Consider the following 18,018-nt stretch of genomic DNA (forward strand, 5'->3'; position numbering starts at 1 on the left):
TTGCCGGTAAATCGGCGCATTGTCATTGTTTTCCGGTAGCTGCTTCTTCTAATTAGGGGGCAATGAGCGCGCGAAACGGGGGCAGACATGACAACAGGCTTTGATGAACCCGTAACCGAATCCACAAGTGACGAAGACGTCTATGCGCTGGATCGCAAGACTGTGGCGGATATCCTGTACGCGGTCGAAGTGGATGATCGCGACAAACTGATCGAGCTGATGGATCCGCTGCACGCTGCGGACATCGCCGACCTTCTGGAACAGATCAGCCCTCAGGAACGCGCCCAACTGATCCGTCTGTACGACAAGGAATTCGACGGCGATATCTTGTCGGAACTGGATGAGGCCGTTCGTGAAGAGGTTATCGAGGTTCTGCGCCCGGACGTTCTGGCCGACGCTGTACGGGACATGGAAAGCGACGATGTTGTCGACCTTCTGGAAGACCTCGAAGAACCGCAGCAAGAGGCCATCCTTGACGCGCTGGAGGATTCCGAACGGATCGCGGCCGAGCAGGCGCTGTCCTACCCCGAAAACTCGGCCGGTCGCCTTATGCAGCGCGAGGTTGTCATGGCCCCCGAACATTGGACCGTTGGGCAGGCCATCGACTTTATGCGGGCCAATGACGACTTGCCGGAACAGTTCTATCACGTTGTTTTGGTCGATCCCCGGTTGAAGCCGGTAGCGCAGGTCATGCTGGGCAAGCTGATGGCTGCTCGGCGTGAGGTGCCGCTGCACGACATCGCCGAAGAAGAGTTCCACACTATTCCTGTCGATCAGGACGAAGAGGACGTGGCATATGCGTTCAACCAGTATCACCTGATCTCGTCGCCCGTGGTCGATGCAGACGGGCGGCTGGTCGGTGTGATCACCATCGACGACGCGATGGTTGTTCTGGATGAGGAATACGAAGAGGACATGCTGCACCTTGCGGGTGTCAGCAACGAGAGCTCGCTGTCCGACAGCGTTGCCGCGACCAGTAAGCGGCGTCTGCCTTGGCTGGCAGTGAACCTGTGCACGGCGATTTGCGCCTCGTTGGTGATCTCGCAGTTCGAGGCGGCGATTGATCAGTTGGTGGCGCTGGCCATTCTGATGCCGATCGTGGCGTCGATGGGCGGCAATGCGGGCACTCAATCGCTGACAGTTGCGGTGCGTGCTTTGGCGACGCGCGACCTTACGGGGTCGAACGTATTGCGCGTGATCCGGCGGGAACTGCTGGTGGGGATGTTGAACGGCCTGTGTTTCGCCATCGTTTTGGGAACCGTGGGGATGATGTGGTTCGATTCTGCGATGCTGGGTGTCGTGATCGGCGCTGCGTTGGTCGTGAACATGATCATCGCTGGGTTCATCGGTACGGTAGTACCTGTGGTGCTGGACCGATTGGGCGCTGACCCGGCGCTTGCCTCCGGCACCTTCGTGACGACCACAACGGATGTCATGGGGTTCTTCCTGTTCCTGGGGCTTGCCAGCGTGGTGCTACTGTGACCGATCTGACCGAAATCAAAGCCGCTGCGCGCAAGGCGGCTTTTGCACGCCGCAAGGTTGCTTTTGACACCCGCCTGCCCGGTGCTGCGGGGCGCTTGTCCGAGGTTCTGGCCGGACACCGTGGCGTACCTCTGTCCGGTTATATGCCGATCCGTACCGAGATTGATCCAGTGGCGGCGATGGCAGAAGCATCGGCCTATGGTCCGGTTGGTGTGCCGGTCATTCAGGCTGCCGGTCAGCCACTAAAGTTTTCGCGCTGGACGCCGGAAGGCACGCTGAAGGACGGCCCGTTTGGGGCCAAGGTGCCCGAGGTCGACGATTACTTCGACCCCGAAATTCTGATTGTCCCATTGGTTGCTTTCGATGCGCTGGGCGGGCGGCTGGGCTATGGCGGCGGTTTTTACGACCGCACGTTGCAGGGTCTGCGCGCCAAGCGCCCGACACTGGCCATTGGCTTTGCCTTTGACGCGCAAGAGGCCAAAGAGCTGCCGTTAGAGCCCACGGATCAACCGCTGGATATGGTGATTACCGAAAGCCGGGTTCTGACGTTCTCGGGCTGATCGCCTTAGCTCGGGTGGTTCTCACGGAAGAACTCCCAGGCATCCACCTCGCGCCCATCCGGCAGAATGCAAACGCCGGTTTGGCCGTTGTCACCGTCGCGTATCTCGTACTGTGCGCCGTTGTCGATGCAATAGGTCGCCGCGGGGTTCGCCAGTTGCGTGGTGGAATCGGTTGCTGGGGTTTCGTCGCAGGCGGCAAGTGCGAATAGGCCAGCAACGGCCAAAAGGATGCGAGTCATCAAGATTCTCCTGCTTTAAAGGCTTTGGCAGATTATGCAGGCAGCTTAATCACTTGTGCTTGGTCATTACCACACTTAGGACAGGTTGGATGAGGATACTTTTTCTGGGTGACGTCATGGGCCGTGCGGGACGCACGGCCATACAGCAACATCTGCCGCGTTTGCGCGACGAATGGCGGCTGGATTTCGTTGTGGTCAATGGCGAGAATGCCTCGAACGGGATGGGGTTGACCGGTGATCATGCCAAGTTGCTGCTGGACGCTGGCGCGGACTGTCTAACACTGGGCGATCACGCGTTCGATCAGAAAGAAATGCTGCAATTCATCGAGAGCGAACCGCGTATCGTGCGCCCGGTGAATTTTGCGAAGGGTGCGCCGGGGCGGGGGCATCGGCTGTACACCGCGCCGGGCGGGCGCAAGGTTCTGGTGGTGCAGGTTCTGGGGCAGGTCTTTATGAAACGGCCCTTTGACGATCCGTTCTCTGCGGTTGAACCCATTCTGAAATCTCATCCTCGTGGCGGGCAGGCCCAGGCGATCATCGTCGATATGCATTGCGAGGCCACGTCTGAGAAGATGGCGATGGGCCATTATTGTGACAAACGTGCCAGCCTTGTGGTCGGCACGCATACGCATGTCCCGACTGCGGATGCGCAGATTCTGCCGGGTGGCACGGCGTATCTGACCGATGCGGGGATGTGCGGCGATTACGACTCGGTTATCGGGATGGACAAGGTCGAGCCGATGCGCCGCTTTATCACCGGCATGCCCAAGGCCCGGTTCACCCCGGCCAATGGCGAAGCAACGCTGAGCGGTTTGTTCGTTGAAACCGATGACCGCGACGGGCGGGCAAAATCTGTGCAAATGGTGCGCGTCGGTGGGCGTTTGCAGCAGGCCGGGCCGCAATAAGGCGATGTCAGGCTTGCTCTGCCGCGCGCAATGCGTGAAACTGGCTGCCGGGCGCGCAAGCCAGGCTAGGGTTCGGACAGAATACCAAGAATGCAATTCCTTCAACTGACAGAAACAGGCAGCGCAATACTGGCGCTTTTGGTCGTCGCGGGCATGTTCGTCATGTTCCTGCGTGAGGTCTATCCGACCGAGGTCGTTGCCATCGGCGGTGTCGCCATCATGCTGGTGACGGGTATCTTGCCGTATCAAAGCGCGCTGGCGGTTCTATCCAACCCGGCGCCGTGGACGATTGCGGCGATGTTCATCATCATGGGGGCTCTGGTGCGCACTGGCGCGCTGGACGCATTTACCTCGACCGCGCAAAAGCAGGCACAGGTAAACCCGCGTTTCGCCATCGGGCTGCTGATGGCGTTTGTTGTGCTGGCGTCGGCCGTGGTGTCGAATACGCCGGTGGTTGTCGTGATGATCCCGGTATTTGTGCAGATCGCGCGCACGCTGAATGTTCCGGCCTCGAAACTGCTGATCCCGCTGAGCTATGCAGCGATTTTAGGCGGCACGCTGACGTTGATCGGAACCTCGACCAACCTGTTGGTGGATGGTGTGGCCCGTGCGCAGGGGATGACTGCCTTCACCATTTTCGAGGTGACCCCGTTGGGCATCGCTCTGGTGATCTACGGTATGGTCTACCTGCGCTTCATCGCGCCGCGCCTGCTGCCGGATCGGGACAGCATGGCGACGTTGTTGTCTGACCGATCCAAAATGAAGTTTTTCACCGAGGCTGTCATTCCGCCTGAAAGCAACCTGATCGGTCGCGAGGTCACAGGGGTTCAGCTGTTCAAGCGCCCCGGTGTGCGGCTGATCGACGTAATCCGCGGGGATGAGTCGCTGCGGCGTAATCTGAAAGGTGTTGAGCTGAAACTTGGCGACCGTGTCGTTCTGCGAACTGAAATGACCGAATTGCTGAGCTTGCAAAGCAACAAGGAACTAAAGCGCGTCGATCAGGTCTCGGCCGTTGAGACCAAGACGGTCGAGGTTCTGATCACCCCAGGTTGCCGCATGGTGGGTCGGACGCTGGGCACGCTGCGTTTGCGGCGTCGGTATGGTGTCTATGTGCTGGCTGTACACCGACGGAACCAGAATATCGGGCGTCAACTGGATGATCTTGTGGTGCGGGTCGGCGACACGCTGCTGCTGGAAGGATCGCCCGCTGACATTCAGAAACTGGCCGCCGACATGGACATGGTCGACGTTTCGCAACCGTCGGCACGTGCGTTCAGGCGAAGCCATGCCCCCATTGCGATTGGCGCGCTGGTCGGTATCGTCGCCTTGGCCGCGTTGGGTGTCGCGCCGATCCTGTTGCTGTCGGTTCTGGCAGTTGCGGTGGTCCTGATCACGCGCTGCATCGACGCGGATGAGGCATTTTCTTTTGTCGAGGGCCGCTTGCTGGCGTTGATCTTCTCGATGCTGGCTATAGGGGCCGCGCTGGATAAATCCGGGGCCGTATCGCTGATTGTCGAGGCGATTGCTCCGGGCCTCAGCTCATTGCCGCCCTTCCTGATCATCTGGGCCGTATACCTGCTGACCTCGGTGCTGACCGAACTGGTATCAAACAACGCGGTGGCCGTGGTGGTGACACCGATTGCCATCGGGTTGGCTCAGGCGGTCGGGATTGACCCGCGCCCGCTGGTGGTGGCGGTGATGGTGGCGGCCTCAGCCTCGTTCGCGACGCCGATCGGGTATCAGACCAACATGATGGTTTATGGTCCGGGCGGGTACAGGTTTGTCGATTTCATGAAGGTCGGCATTCCGCTGAACCTGACTGTTGGGCTGCTGGCGTCGTTGTTGATCCCGCTGATCTGGCCCCTGTAAATCAGGCGTGGAATCGCCGATTTGGATCACTAGGTCTTGTAAATACTGATCTGGCCACGATCTTTTCACCAAAGTGGAAGTGAAAGGATTGTGTCATGCCATTTCCAAAGCTCGGCCAGGCCATCGTTGTCTGCGCTCTTGTCCTGACTATTTTGGGTAGCCAAAGCCATGCTGGAACCGTAACGGGAACCGCTGCCTATCGCGAGCGGATTGCCGTGCCGCCCGATGCGACGCTATATGTCGAGCTTCAGGATGTCTCTCTGGCCGATGCGCCGGCAGTGTCCCTTGCTGCAAAACGCTATGCAATGGACAGCGTTCCCGCGCAGTTCGAGCTGACATTCGATGACGCGCTGATCAAGGACGGGCACCGCTATGTGGTGCGGGCCTCGATCAGCCAGGGGCAAGACCTGCTGTTCACCACCGATACGGCCTATCCGGTTCTGACCGATGGGGCAGGAAATTCCGCGGACCTTATGCTGGTGCAAGTGCAGGGGGGAAACATGCTGGACAACACGCAGTGGACGGCCGCCGCCCTGAACGGCGCACCGATTGAAGCAGAGCGCCGCCCAGAGATTAACTTTGCCCAAGATGGTGCCTTTTCAGGCAGCGGTGGCTGCAACCGGTTCAACGGGCAGGCCGACATTTCCGGTGCGACTATCACATTCCCTGACAATATGGCTGCCACGCTGATGGCGTGTCCTCCGGCCTTGGAAGAGGTTGAGCGGCAATTCTTTCAAGCCTTGCAAAGCGTCACCACTTACGCGGTTGAAGGCGATGCGCTGGCCTTTCTGGATGCCGCAGGCGAACCGGTTATCAAATTCGTGCGCACCCGGTAAGGCGGGGCCGTCAGGCGACGGCCCTTGATCGCCCGGCATTGCGGCCCGAGAATATGCAGCCGCCCAGAAACGAGCCTTCCAGCGCGTTGTAGCCGTGATAACCGCCGCCGCCAAACCCGGCGACTTCGCCTGCGGCAAACAGGCCGGACACAACCTGACCATCCGAGCCGATCATCTGGCTGTCGAGATTGGTCTGTAACCCGCCAAGCGTTTTGCGGGTCAGCACGTGCAGCTTTACGGCAATCAGCGGGCCGTTTGAGGGATCAAGGAACTTGTGCGGTTTGGCGGTGCGGATCAGCTTGTCGCCGCGATAATTGCGCGCGGCGAGAATAGCGGCCATCTGCGCGTCTTTGGTAAAGGGGTTGTCGACCTGGCTATCCCGCGCCTCGATCTGGGCGCGCAGATGCGCCTCGTCAATCAACCCACCGCCCATCTGGTTCATACCGCTGACCAGTTCGGTCAGAGTGTTGGCGACAATGAAATCCTCACCATGTTCCTTAAAGGCCTCGACAGGCGCAGTGGCTTTTGAGCCGGTCAGGACGCGCTGGAACAGCACCTCGCGCCAGCCGCCATCAGTCATGTCTGGGTTCTGTTCCGAACCCGACAGGGCGAATTCCTTTTTGATCACCTTTTGAGTCAGCACAAACCAGCTGTATTCATACCCGGTTTTCAGGATTTCCTGCAGCGTGCCCAGCGTATCGAACCCCGGCATGAAAGGCGGTTTCAACCGATTGCCACGCGCGTCAAACCACATTGAGCTGGGGCCGGGCAGGATACGGATGCCATGCCCGGGCCAGATCGGATTCCAGTTCCGCACACCCTCAGTATAGTGCCACATCCGATCGCCGTTGATGACGTGCCCGCCGGCCTTTTCGCTTATGGGAATCATACGACCATCGACGTGAAACGGAACGCCCGCCACCATATCTTTGGGCGGCTCACCCAGCCGATCGCGGGGCCAGCTTTTGCGCACCATCTCAAAATTGCCACCGATTCCGCCCGAGGTAACGATGACCGAGGGCGCATAGATCTCGAACTCACCCACTTCATCGCGGTTGGTTTTGGCACCGTGGGGTGCCGTGTCATCGGCTAGAACCTCGCCCGAGACCCCTTTGGCGCACCCGTTCTGCATAATGATGTGGCTGACCTGATGGCGGAATTTCAACTCGATCAGACCGGCGCTGACATGTTCGCGCACGCGGCGGACAAAGTTCTTCAGAACGCCCGGTCCGGTGCCCCATGTGATGTGAAACCGCGGCACTGAATTTCCATGACCATCCGCATAGGACCCACCGCGTTCAGCCCAGCCAACGATAGGGAACCAGCGCAGGCCCATCTCATACAGCCACGGACGCATTTCACCTGCGGCGAATTCCACATAGGCCTCGGCCCATTTGCGGGGCCATGCGTCTTCTTTGCGGTCAAACTGCGCGCTGCCCATCCAGTCGCGCAGCGCAAGGTCCTGACTGTCTTTGATGCCCATCCGGCGCTGTTCTGGCGTGTCGACCATGAAAAGACCGCCCAAACTCCAATGCGCTTGCCCGCCCAGAAAATGCTCAGGCTCCTGATCCAGCACGATCACCTTCTTGCCACGATCCCCCAACTCAGCCGCAGCGGCCAGCCCGGCCAGTCCGGCGCCCACGACAATGGCGTCAGCAGTAGTGTTGGTCATTTCTTGTCCTTTCAGCGGCTGCGGAGCCAGGCGATATAGGGCAGGGCCACGACATACATCATGATCCCGTAGACGGCCGAGGGCAGAGCCAGCGGGCTGAACCCGCTGTCTGTCCCGGTGATCAGCGCCGCCAACGTGATCCCCAGAGTCGAATTCTGAATGCCGGTTTCGATTGAGACCGTTTTGCTTTCCGTCCACGACAGCTTCGCGGTACGGGCAATTCCCAATCCAATCGCCAACAGCGCAACGTTCAGCGTGATCAGACTCGCGCCCATGATCCCAAGGTTGTCGACGAACAACTGCCAGTTCCCGGCAAGCGCGGCGATCACGATCAGAACGAAAAGAACGGTGGCCGTCTTGGACAGCGGCGCGTCGATCCGTTCGGCAAATCCGGCTGCGAAATGGCGCAGGCTGACGCCGATGGCGACGGGCAGTGTGGTGATCAAGAACATTGCAATTGCCAGCCCGGTGATCGACACGTCGGGCGCGTCTTCGCCCATGAAGTGAGCGATGGTCCAAGCCGCCAAAACGGGAACGGTAATCATGGACAACAGGCTGATCACGGCAGTCAGGCTAACCGACAGCGCGACATCGGCCTTGGCCAGTTTGGACAGGATGTTGCTGGTGACCCCTCCGGGGCAAAAGCTAAGCAGCATGAACCCCACCGCGATCTCGGGCGGCAAAGCGAAGAGTTTGACTATGATGAAGGCTGCGACGGGCAGCAAAACAACTTGGCTTAGCGCGCCTATGGCAAAAGGATAACCCCGGCGCAGCACCCGTTGGAAGTCAGATACCTGAAGCCCAACACCAAGGGACAGCATGATAATGGCCAGCGACAACGGCAGCCCGACATTTATTAGCAAATCCAAGAACAACTCCTCCCTCAGCCGTTCGGATCAGCCTAAGCGAGTGTTCAAGGCGCAGGCAACCGCGCCGTTAGGTCACATATAGCGTTGGGCGAAACGGCGCAGGATTTCGCCGGGCTTGGTGACCTCGGCGGCGTGACAGATATCGATCAGACGCTGGGCGTCTTCGGGCGGGAAGTAGCCGAAATCCTTGTAGATATTGATGCGCTGTTCGAAATCTTGCGCGTTGGCCTCGGGGTGGAACTGCGTGGCATACACATTTTGACCCCAGCGGATCATCTGAAACGGACAGGGGTCCGAGGCCAGCAAGTGGACACATCCGTCGGGCAGGGACTGCACAGCCTCTTTGTGGCCGACGAAAGCCTCGAAACTGTCGCCCAGCCCGGCGGTCAGCGGGTCAAGCGCGCCTTCATCTGTCAGTTGGCAGGTCGAGGGGCCGACGGGTTCTCCGAACTGTTTCTTGCTGACATCGCCGCCCAGATGCGCCGCGAGAATGCCCAATCCGTAACAGCAGCCCATGAAAGGGTGATCATTCGCGGTGATCTGCGGCATCAAACCCATGATGGCCGCTTCGATACCTGCATCCATCTCGGATTTCGTCGCCGGATCATCACTGACGCAACCGGGGCCTCCACCTACGATAACGCCGGCATAATCTGTCACATCCAGACCCGCGGGCAGGCCCTGACAATCCAGACGGATACGATGGGTCTGGTCCGTCGACAGACCGGTCTTGTCCAGAATCGAGGCGTATTCGGCGTCCGAAGCTTCGGTCTCGGGACGCAGTTGCAGGATCAGAAATCGTTTCATGCAGTGCCCTTACCCGTCAAAGCGGCCAGAAGACAAGGATGGCAGGAACGGAAACTGCAACGATGAGGATTTCCAGCGGCAGCCCCATGCGCCAGTAGTCCCCGAACCGATATCCGCCAGGCCCCAGCACCAGCGTGTTGTTCTTGTGCCCGATCGGGGTAAGGAACGCGGCCGAGGCTGCCACGGCAACCGTCATCAGAAACGGATCGGGAGAGACTTCAAGCGTGCGCGCCATTTGGATGCCAACGGGGGCCGCAACGATGGCCGTGGCGGTGTTGTTCAGCACATCCGACAGGGTCATTGTAACAACCATCAATACCGTCAGGATCGCCCATGCGGGCAGGCCATCCGTCAGTTGCACTAGCGCATTGGCGATCAATTCGGTGCCGCCTGATGTCTCCAGAGCACTGCCCAGCGGGATCATCGATCCCAGCAGCACAACGACCGGCCATTCGATATGGTTATAGAGATCGGCAATCGGCAAGATTTTGGTCAGCACATAGGCGACTACGACAAACCCCAGAGCAATCGGTAGGTAGATCAGCCCGACACTTGCGGCCAATACCGCAGCGACAAACAGCCCGATGGCCAGCCAGGCCTTGTCATTGGCGGTGACGTTCAAGCCACGCGTGGCCAGCGGCAGGCAGCCCAGCCATTCGGTCACGTCGGCACTGCGGTCACGAGGGCAGAGCAGCAGCAGAATATCGCCTGCCTCGACTTCGGTCTTGCGGACCTGTTCAGTGATACGGCGACCCTGGCGCGAGATGCCCATCAGCACAGTGCTTTGCCGCCAGGCAAGCCCTAACCCTTGCGCGGTGCGTCCGGTAATGCGGGCGCTTTCGGTGGCAACAACCTCGATCACTTCCAGCCCGTCGCCCTCGGCCGTCAGCAACTCCTGCCGCCGCGTGTCCGAAAAATCGAGGTTCAGCGCTGCACGGAATTCATCCAGTGCCTCGGGCCGCGCCTCAAGCACCAGCGCGTCGCCCGGTTTCAAGGTGGCATGGGCCGATCGTCCATAGCGCCGCTTGCCATCGCGGATCAAACCGATGATGGCGACGTCGGATTTCTCGGCGGCCTCATACAATTCGCTGACCCGCTTGCCGATATGCGCTGATTCCGGAGGGATGGTCAGTTCGGCGATGTATTCCGCCAGCGCCTCGGACGTTTCCTCTTGCGGGCCGCGGTTCGGGATCAGACGCCATCCGATCAAAGACACAAAGGTCAGCCCGGCAATGGCCGCTAACCCGCCGACAGGGGCGAAATCGAACATCCGGAACGGCTCTCCCAATGTTTCGGCACGGATCGAGGCGATTATGATATTTGGCGGCGTCCCGATCAGGGTGGCCATTCCGCCCAGAATGGTGGCAAAGCTCAGCGGCATCAGGGTCAGGCCTACCGACCGCCCCGCCTTGCGCGCGGTTTGAATGTCGACCGGCATCAACAAGGCCAATGCGGCCACGTTGTTCATGAAAGCCGACAGAACAGCTCCGATCCCGCCCATCAGTGCGATATGCGCGCCAAGCCCGCGCGAGGCATCAACCAGCGTGCGCGTGATCAGAAACACCGCCCCCGACCGAACCAGCCCTGCTGAGACAACCAGAACTAACGCCACAATAATGGTTGCCGGATGTCCAAACCCGGCAAAGGCGTTGTCCACCGGCACGACGCCAAGAACGACCCCGATTAACAGCGCAGAAAACGCCACAAGATCATAGCGAAACCGCCCCCACAGAAGCATTCCGAATACAGTGGCAAAAAGGGTGAAAAGAATAATCTGATCTGTCGTCATCCCGTCACCATACCCGCAAGGGGGCGTCTCGCAAGCCGCTCTCTTGATCCCATGCCCTGCAAACGTCTATATGAGCGCCGAATACGCAATCACTATCACGAGGACGCACCATGGCAGGCCACTCCAAATGGGCCAACATCCAGCACCGCAAGGGACGTCAGGACGCCGCGCGGTCCAAGCTGTTTTCCAAACTGTCGAAAGAAATCACCGTCGCCGCCAAGATGGGCGACCCCGATCCCGAAAAGAACCCACGCCTGCGTTTGGCAGTTAAAGAGGCCAAGTCGAACTCAGTCCCCAAGGACGTGATCGACCGGGCGATCAAAAAGTCGGTTGCGGGTGAAGGCGACGATTACGAAGAAATCCGGTATGAGGGTTACGGCCCGAACGGTGTGGCTGTGATCGTCGAGACGATGACTGACAACCGCAATCGCACCGCCTCGACCGTGCGTTCAACCTTTTCCAAGAATGGCGGCAATCTGGGTGAAACCGGCTCGGTCGGGTTCATGTTCGACCGCAAGGGCGAGGTGGTGTATCCGGCCACTGCAGGCGATGCGGACACCGTTTTTGAGGCCGCCATCGATGCCGGCGCCGAAGACGTCGAAAGCTCGGAAGACGGTCACATCATCTGGTGTGCTGACACCGACCTGAATGATGTGTCGAACGCACTGGAGGGCGCGCTGGGCGAATCCGAATCTACCAAGCTGATCTGGAAACCCACCACCACGACCGAACTGGGGCTGGAAGACATGCAAAAGCTGATGAAGCTGGTCGATGCGCTGGAAGATGACGATGACGTACAGCGCGTGACCACGAACTTCGAGGCCACAGACGAGGTCATGGCACAGCTTTAAGCGTTTTGAATTTCTGTTGGAAAACCCGGCCTCTGGTCGGGTTTTTTGCATTGCGGGTTCTTGGCCGGTTGGACAGAACCCGATAGGCTTGACCAGAATATCTGTGCCCAAACGGCACATAATCTGATTGAGCGAATGACGGACAGCCCAGCCAGCCAACCCAAACGCAACATTCCTGTTCTGACCGGTCAGAGCATCCTGTCTCAGGTCGCGTGGACGCTTGGCAGCCCTTCTATCGTGCTGCCGTTTCTGGCCGTTTCTTTTGAATTGCCCATGTTCATCGCAGGCGCATTGGTGTCCATTCGGATGGTCGGCAGCATGATTTCGGATATCTTTCTGGCACAGCCGATTTCGGCGCGACAGCAGAAGAAACGCGGGATTGCCCTTACCGAGGTTTGTATAGGCGCCTGTCTTGTCATGGCTGTTTTGGTGGCCGCGACCGGGTTTGTCCCTGCGATTGCGTTGGCCTTTGTCGCGGCGTTCTTCGTGATTGGTCTGATCGAAGAGATCCAGTCGTTGATGTTAACGGATCTGATAGGGGATCAAGTGCAATCCAAATCGCGGATGATCATGCACTATCTTCAATTAGGTATAGGCGGGTTGGGAGCCATCGGATTGGCGCTGCTGGTCCATGAGATCACCAAGGAAAACCCACCGTTTTCCCGCCATTCCACCGTGATTGCGGTTTCGGTGGCCTTTTTCGTTCTGTCTGGCCTGTCCATTCTTGCGATCTCGGAAATCGCACGAGGGGATGAGGTCAAGGACACACCGCAAAGGGTGCGGAAACGGAAATTCTCAGAGAACTTTACCGATATTGCCGCCATGTTCGACCAGGCTTGGTTCCGTCGGTATCTGGTCATGCGGCTGCCCTTGGTCGTGGTCTCCCTGTCGGTGCCATTTTTTGCCCTGATCGCGGCCGAGGCGCATCATGCCTCAGCCAAGGGACTGACGGCCATGATCATCTCATCCGCGTCGGGATATTTGGTCTCGGCGCCGCTGTGGCAGCTGGTAAACATGAAATCCCACCGCGCCGTCATGGTGGCCGGAAACCTGATGGTTGCCGCGACAGGTGCCACGTTGGTCACTGTCCACTTTCTGGGTATTGATCACGCAGTCCATCTGCATGCTATCGCGCTGTTCGTTGTGACCGTGGCCGTAACTGGCATAAGCGGTGCGCGGCAGTTGTATTATTTGGACGTGGCCCCAAAGGATCAACGTGTTAAAGGCGCGGCGGCGATCAAAAGTATTTGCCGGATCACGGCGGTGATCCTGTCGGCGGCATTGGCCGGGGTCGCCCATATGCATGAGGTTGCGTGGGCCATTGTGTTCATCACTATGGTCAGTCTGTTTGCTGCCCTCACCTGTTACCGCGTGGTCCTTCCCAACGCGGAACAGGCCAAGGGCGCGCAACCAGGACAGTCATGATTGCGACGGAAGAAGCTCCTTTGCCGCGGTTTGTCTGACCGCACGGGTCAGCGGAATCAGCGCAGAGGACAGAACGCGCCCCACCTGCCAAGTCAGACCCACGTCAAGGGGGGCGTCAGGCAGCAGCGGGCGTAGCCGGCCGTCACTCAATGCGGTCTGCGCCAACCCGACAGGGTTCATGCCCCAACCTAACCCAGCGATGGCCGCATCCACAAACCCCTGCGGTGACGGCAGAAAATGCGAGGGCGGGGAAATCCGGCACCCCATCTGTTCGATGATCCACGATCGTTGAAGGCTGTCCTTGCGGTTGAAGGTCAGGCAAGGGGCAAGGGCCAGCGAGCGTTCGTTTACACCCTCGGCAAACCATTGCTGCATATAGGCCGGGCTGGCGGTCGCGATGTAGCGCAGCGCGCCCAAGGCATAGGAGTCGCACCCCGAAACCGGCTGACCGCCTACCGTGATGGCGGCGCTGACCTCGCCGCGCCGCAACCACTCGGCCGAGTGATCCTGATCATCCACCACCAGATCAAACAACAACCCATCCACCTGTGCCATGGCATCAATGAACCACGTGGCCAGAACGTCGGCAGGCACTGCCACGCGGACACGGGCCGGGCCGGTGCCCTGATCCAATGTCAGTTCGCGGGCCAGCTTCGCTTCGAGCAAACCGATATCCTCAGCATGCTGGGCAATACGCAGCCCCGCCGGTGTTCCGGTGCAAGGCGGTCCACGATTGATCAACGCTGCCCCCACGCGATCTTCCAATGCCTTGATCCGCTGGGATATGGCTGAAGGCGTCACCGTAAGTTCCGTCGCAGCGGCCTCAAAACTGCCGTGCCGCAGAATCGACGACAAAGCCGACAAGTGGTTGGGGTCGAGTATCATTAGCTAAACTTAATTAGGATCAACATCTTTAATTTGATAGGATGCAAAAATGCACATAGTCAATGCCCCTGAACGCACAGGAGGCATCATGTCCGCATCCCTTTTCGCCGGTTTTTTACTGGGCTTCAGCCTCATCCTAGCCATCGGGGCACAAAACGCCTTTGTGTTGCGTCAGGGATTGCGGCGCGAACACGTTTTTCCCCTGTGTCTGACCTGCGCAGTGTCGGATGCCATCCTGATTGCCACAGGTGTCGCAGGGTTTGGTGCGCTGGCCGAAGCGGCACCTTGGTTTGAGACCGCCATGCGATACGGAGGGGCGATCTTTCTGACGTGGTACGGGCTGCGCAGCCTGCAATCTGCGTGGCAGGGTGGGGCGGCGATGGACGTGGCCGAAGGTCAGCGCGCCAGCCTGCGGTCGGTGCTGCTGACGGTGCTGGCTTTTACCTGGCTCAACCCGCATGTCTATCTGGATACGGTAGTGTTGATCGGATCGATCTCGGCCCAGTATGATGACCGTCTGGCCTTTGCGAGCGGTGCGATGCTGTCCAGCTTCGTGTTCTTCTTTTCCCTCGGTTATGGGGCCAGGGTGCTGTCCCCGGTCTTTGTAAGACCGCGTGCCTGGCAGATTCTGGATGTGGTCATCGGTATTGTCATGCTGGGGATCGCACTGAAACTTGTTGCCATGTGAAGGGTTGTACCTGCGCAGTTTTCAGTGTTCAGGTTTCGGCATGAAAACGTCTGCCACCTCATACCGTCCCCTTGCGGGCATGTTCTGGATGTTTGCCGCCGGGCTGTCCTTTGTGGTGATGACGGCCTTGGTCAAATCGCTGGGCACAACAGTGAGTCCGATCCAGGCGGCATTCATACGCTATGCTCTGGGGTTGGTATTTCTGTTGCCGGCCCTGCGTTTGATCCTGTCGACTCATCTCACAAAGCGTCATCTGACCCTGTTCGGGCTGCGTGGGATCATTCACGCCTTTGCTGTGATGCTGTGGTTCTATGCAATGACCCAGATCCCATTGGCCGAGGTCACGGCGATGAACTATATGACGCCGGTCTATGTCACGTTGGGTGCGGCGCTGTTCTTGGGTGAGCCGCTGGCCTTTCGCCGGATTGCGGCGATAATGGTGGCGTTGGTCGGTGTGGTGATCATCCTGCGCCCGGGGTTCAGAGAGGTTTCGACCGGTCACCTGGCCATGTTAGGAACTGCTCTGCTGCTTGGAGGGTCCTACCTGCTGGCCAAACTGCTGGTGCGCGATATTCCACCATCGGTGGTCGTGGCGCATTTGTCGATTTGGGTGACACTGGCGTTGATCCCCTTTGCCATCGCCGTTTGGCAGCCGCCCAGCTTGCGTGACATCTGGGTTTTGTTTCTGGTCGCCTGCTTTGCCACCGCGGGGCACTATTTCATGACGCTGGCCTTGCAGGCGGCTCCGGTGGCGGTCACGCAGCCGGTGACCTTCCTGCAATTGATCTGGGCCACACTGCTGGGCGCTTTGGTTTTTCACGAAAGTGTTGACATCTGGGTTGTTGCCGGGGGTACGCTGATCCTGTCTGCCGTCAGCTTCATCGCCTGGCGCGAAGCGGTTTTGAACCGCAGCAACCTGACCACGCCCAGTATAGCTTCAAAACTCTAGCAGGTTTCAGCGTGCGGAAATGGTTATTGATTGACGAGTCAATAAAAACACCGTAGCGTTTTCCTACCAGTCATAGGGAGGGGACAGCTATGCCGAAACTCGGAATGGAGCCGATCCGCCGTGACGCAATCGTCCGGGCGACGATTGCCGAGCTTGGGTCGAAGAAATCCCTAGATGTGACCGTTAGCCAAATCGCCAAGCGGGCCGGCATGTCCAGCGCCCTTGCGCATCACTATTTCGGTGGCAAAGACCAGATTTTTCTGGCGGCGATGCAACGCATCCTGTCCGATTTCGGTGCCGAGGCTCGCAGCGAGCTTAAGGCAGCCGCACCGCAGGAGCGGGCGCAGGCCATCATCCGGGCCTGTTTTGCGCCCTCGTGCTTTACGCCCGATGTCATTGCCGCATGGATGACGTTTTACGTTCTGGCCCAAACCAACGATGACGCGCTGCGCCTGTGGCAGATCTATCAGGCGCGTATCCGTTCCAATCTGATTGATGCCCTGCGCCCGTTGATGAGCGACCCGGTCGAAGCGGCCGAGAATATGATTGCTCTGATTGACGGGCTGTATATCCGCGCCGCGCTGAGCGCGCCGAAAAAGCCGCAACTGGCGGTTAATCACGCATTGCGTGTCCTCAACACTCTGCTCGAGGCTGAAAAATGACAAAACCGAACATTCTGATCCTGATGGTGGATCAGCTCAACGGGACACTCTTTCCAGATGGTCCCGCAGACTGGCTGCATGCACCCAATCTGAAGAAATTGGCGGAAAGGTCGACACGGTTCGCCAATGCATATACGGCCTCGCCGCTATGCGCGCCGGGGCGGGCCAGCTTTATGTCCGGCCAGTTGCCGTCGCGGACCGGCGTCTACGACAACGCCGCTGAGTTCCGCAGCGACATCCCCACCTATGCGCACCATCTGCGCCGTGCGGGGTATTACACTTGCCTGTCCGGCAAGATGCATTTCGTCGGCCCCGATCAGTTGCACGGGTTCGAGGATCGCCTGACCACCGATATCTATCCGGCCGATTTCGGCTGGACGCCCGACTACCGCAAACCGGGTGAACGGATTGATTGGTGGTATCACAACATGGGCTCGGTGACGGGCGCAGGCGTGGCCGAGATTTCCAACCAGATGGAATACGACGACGAGGTCGCCTATAACGCCAAAACCAAGCTGTATGATCTGGCGCGCGGTAAGGATGACCGACCCTGGTGCGTAACCGTCAGCTTTACCCATCCGCATGATCCCTATGTGGCGCGCCGCAAGTATTGGGACCTGTACGAGGATTGCGAACATCTGCTGCCCGAGGTCGCGGACCTTGGCTATGACAACCAAGACCCGCACTCCAAACGGATTTTTGACGCCAATGACTGGCGCAGCTTCGACATCACCGAAGAAGATATCCGCAAATCCCGCCGCGCCTATTTTGCCAATATTTCGTATCTGGACGACAAGATAGGCGAGATTCTTGAAGTGCTGGAAAGTACACGGCAAGAGGCGATCATCCTCTTTGTCTCGGATCACGGCGATATGCTGGGTGAGCGTGGATTGTGGTTCAAGATGACCTTCTTCGAGGGCTCGTCCCGTGTTCCGCTGATGATTTCGGCCCCTGACTTGCCTGCCGGCCGGATCGGCACGCCAGTTTCGACAATCGACGTGACGCCGACATTGGGTGCGTTGGCAGGTGTCGACATGGCCGAGATCGAACCTTGGACCGATGGGGAAGACCTCGTGCCGCTGGCCAAGGGCGTTGAGCGCACCGCGCCCGTAGCAATGGAATACGCGGCCGAGGCGTCTTATGCCCCGCTGGTTTCGCTGCGCTATGGCAAGTGGAAATATAACCGCTGCGCGCTGGACCCGGACCAGTTGTTCGATCTTGAAGCCGACCCGCACGAACAGGCCAATCTGGCCGAAGACCCGACGCATGCCGGAACGCTGGAATCGCTGCGCGCCAAGTCCGAAGCGCGCTGGGATTTGGATCAGTTCGACGCGGATGTCCGCGCCAGCCAGGCCCGCCGCTGGGTGGTGTACGAGGCGCTGCGGCAGGGTGGGTATTACCCGTGGGATTACCAGCCGCTGCAGAAGGCATCGGAACGCTACATGCGCAATCACATGGATCTGAATGTCGTCGAGGAAAACGCCCGTTTTCCGCGTGGCGAATAGACTTATCAACCTAATCGAAGATACC

General features: G+C 59.1%; 17 protein-coding genes. 11 read left to right on the forward strand and 6 right to left on the reverse strand.

All coding sequences use genetic code 11. The annotated features are described in order from the left end of the window. Positions 1–87 precede the first annotated feature (87 nt). A complete protein-coding gene (gene mgtE, locus ACR0JB_RS01020; protein WP_170347958.1) occupies positions 88–1,482 on the forward strand; it encodes a magnesium transporter in 1,395 nt (464 codons plus the stop codon). Then, positions 1,479–2,042, forward strand: a complete 564-nt coding sequence (locus ACR0JB_RS01025; RefSeq protein WP_170347959.1) for a 5-formyltetrahydrofolate cyclo-ligase — start codon at positions 1,479–1,481, stop codon at positions 2,040–2,042. Before mgtE ends, ACR0JB_RS01025 begins: the two co-directional genes overlap by 4 nt. Positions 2,043–2,047: 5 nt before the next feature. On the opposite strand, the gene ACR0JB_RS01030 is transcribed toward ACR0JB_RS01025, so the two are convergent. After that, entirely contained in the window at positions 2,048–2,281 is a 234-nt protein-coding gene (locus tag ACR0JB_RS01030) for a putative hemolysin (RefSeq protein ID WP_170395569.1), read from the reverse strand. An 89-nt stretch (positions 2,282–2,370) separates the two neighbouring features. Here ACR0JB_RS01030 and ACR0JB_RS01035 point away from each other — a divergent pair, with 89 nt between their 5' ends. From ACR0JB_RS01035 to ACR0JB_RS01045, 3 genes are all read left to right on the forward strand, one after another. After that, on the forward strand, positions 2,371–3,186 hold the full coding sequence (locus ACR0JB_RS01035) for a TIGR00282 family metallophosphoesterase (RefSeq protein WP_170395571.1): 816 nt from the start codon (positions 2,371–2,373) through the stop codon (positions 3,184–3,186). Positions 3,187–3,276: 90 nt separating this feature from the next. Beyond that, complete coding sequence (locus tag ACR0JB_RS01040; protein WP_170374398.1) at positions 3,277–5,055, forward strand: SLC13 family permease; 1,779 nt, start codon at positions 3,277–3,279, stop codon at positions 5,053–5,055. Positions 5,056–5,150: 95 nt separating this feature from the next. Further along, positions 5,151–5,891, forward strand: a complete 741-nt coding sequence (locus ACR0JB_RS01045; protein WP_170347963.1) for a YbaY family lipoprotein — start codon at positions 5,151–5,153, stop codon at positions 5,889–5,891. Between the two features lie 10 nt (positions 5,892–5,901). Here ACR0JB_RS01045 and ACR0JB_RS01050 read toward each other — a convergent pair whose 3' ends face one another. The 4 genes from ACR0JB_RS01050 to ACR0JB_RS01065 form a co-directional block, all read right to left on the reverse strand. Next, the gene (locus ACR0JB_RS01050) at positions 5,902–7,563 is read right to left on the reverse strand and encodes an FAD-binding dehydrogenase (RefSeq protein WP_480789619.1); all 1,662 of its coding nucleotides are present in this window, start codon (positions 7,561–7,563) and stop codon (positions 5,902–5,904) included. Positions 7,564–7,574: 11 nt separating this feature from the next. Beyond that, positions 7,575–8,432 (reverse strand): bile acid:sodium symporter family protein, encoded by an 858-nt coding sequence (locus ACR0JB_RS01055; protein ID WP_170395575.1) that lies wholly within the window; start codon positions 8,430–8,432, stop codon positions 7,575–7,577. 72 nt (positions 8,433–8,504) lie between these two features. Next, positions 8,505–9,239 carry a glutamine amidotransferase gene (locus tag ACR0JB_RS01060; protein WP_170395577.1) on the reverse strand — a complete coding sequence of 245 codons (735 nt, stop codon included), beginning with the start codon at positions 9,237–9,239 and terminating at the stop codon, positions 8,505–8,507. A 16-nt stretch (positions 9,240–9,255) separates the two neighbouring features. Continuing rightward, entirely contained in the window at positions 9,256–11,028 is a 1,773-nt protein-coding gene (locus tag ACR0JB_RS01065; RefSeq protein WP_170395579.1) for an SLC13 family permease, read from the reverse strand. 110 nt (positions 11,029–11,138) lie between these two features. On the opposite strand from ACR0JB_RS01065, the gene ACR0JB_RS01070 reads away from it, so the two are divergent. Both ACR0JB_RS01070 and ACR0JB_RS01075 read left to right on the forward strand, forming a co-directional pair. Continuing rightward, complete coding sequence (locus ACR0JB_RS01070; RefSeq protein ID WP_170347968.1) at positions 11,139–11,879, forward strand: YebC/PmpR family DNA-binding transcriptional regulator; 741 nt, start codon at positions 11,139–11,141, stop codon at positions 11,877–11,879. A 135-nt stretch (positions 11,880–12,014) separates the two neighbouring features. Continuing rightward, positions 12,015–13,304 carry a permease gene (locus ACR0JB_RS01075; protein ID WP_170395581.1) on the forward strand — a complete coding sequence of 430 codons (1,290 nt, stop codon included), beginning with the start codon at positions 12,015–12,017 and terminating at the stop codon, positions 13,302–13,304. Here the strand turns inward: ACR0JB_RS01075 and ACR0JB_RS01080 are convergent. Further along, positions 13,299–14,189 (reverse strand): LysR family transcriptional regulator ArgP, encoded by an 891-nt coding sequence (locus tag ACR0JB_RS01080; protein ID WP_170395583.1) that lies wholly within the window; start codon positions 14,187–14,189, stop codon positions 13,299–13,301. The two genes, ACR0JB_RS01075 and ACR0JB_RS01080, sit on opposite strands and share 6 nt — an antisense overlap. Positions 14,190–14,277: 88 nt before the next feature. On the opposite strand from ACR0JB_RS01080, the gene ACR0JB_RS01085 reads away from it, so the two are divergent. The 4 genes from ACR0JB_RS01085 (at position 14,278) to betC (ending at position 17,993) form a co-directional block, all read left to right on the forward strand. Then, complete coding sequence (locus ACR0JB_RS01085; protein WP_170395585.1) at positions 14,278–14,877, forward strand: LysE/ArgO family amino acid transporter; 600 nt, start codon at positions 14,278–14,280, stop codon at positions 14,875–14,877. A 40-nt stretch (positions 14,878–14,917) separates the two neighbouring features. Next, entirely contained in the window at positions 14,918–15,826 is a 909-nt protein-coding gene (locus tag ACR0JB_RS01090; RefSeq protein ID WP_170395587.1) for a DMT family transporter, read from the forward strand. Positions 15,827–15,915: 89 nt separating this feature from the next. Then, entirely contained in the window at positions 15,916–16,488 is a 573-nt protein-coding gene (betI, locus tag ACR0JB_RS01095) for a choline-binding transcriptional repressor BetI (protein ID WP_170347973.1), read from the forward strand. Continuing rightward, the gene (betC, locus tag ACR0JB_RS01100) at positions 16,485–17,993 is read left to right on the forward strand and encodes a choline-sulfatase (protein ID WP_480789620.1); all 1,509 of its coding nucleotides are present in this window, start codon (positions 16,485–16,487) and stop codon (positions 17,991–17,993) included. The genes betI and betC overlap by 4 nt, the downstream gene beginning before the upstream one ends. The last annotated feature ends 25 nt before the right edge of the window (positions 17,994–18,018 follow it).

This window comes from Ruegeria sp. BI7 (assembly GCF_056537925.1).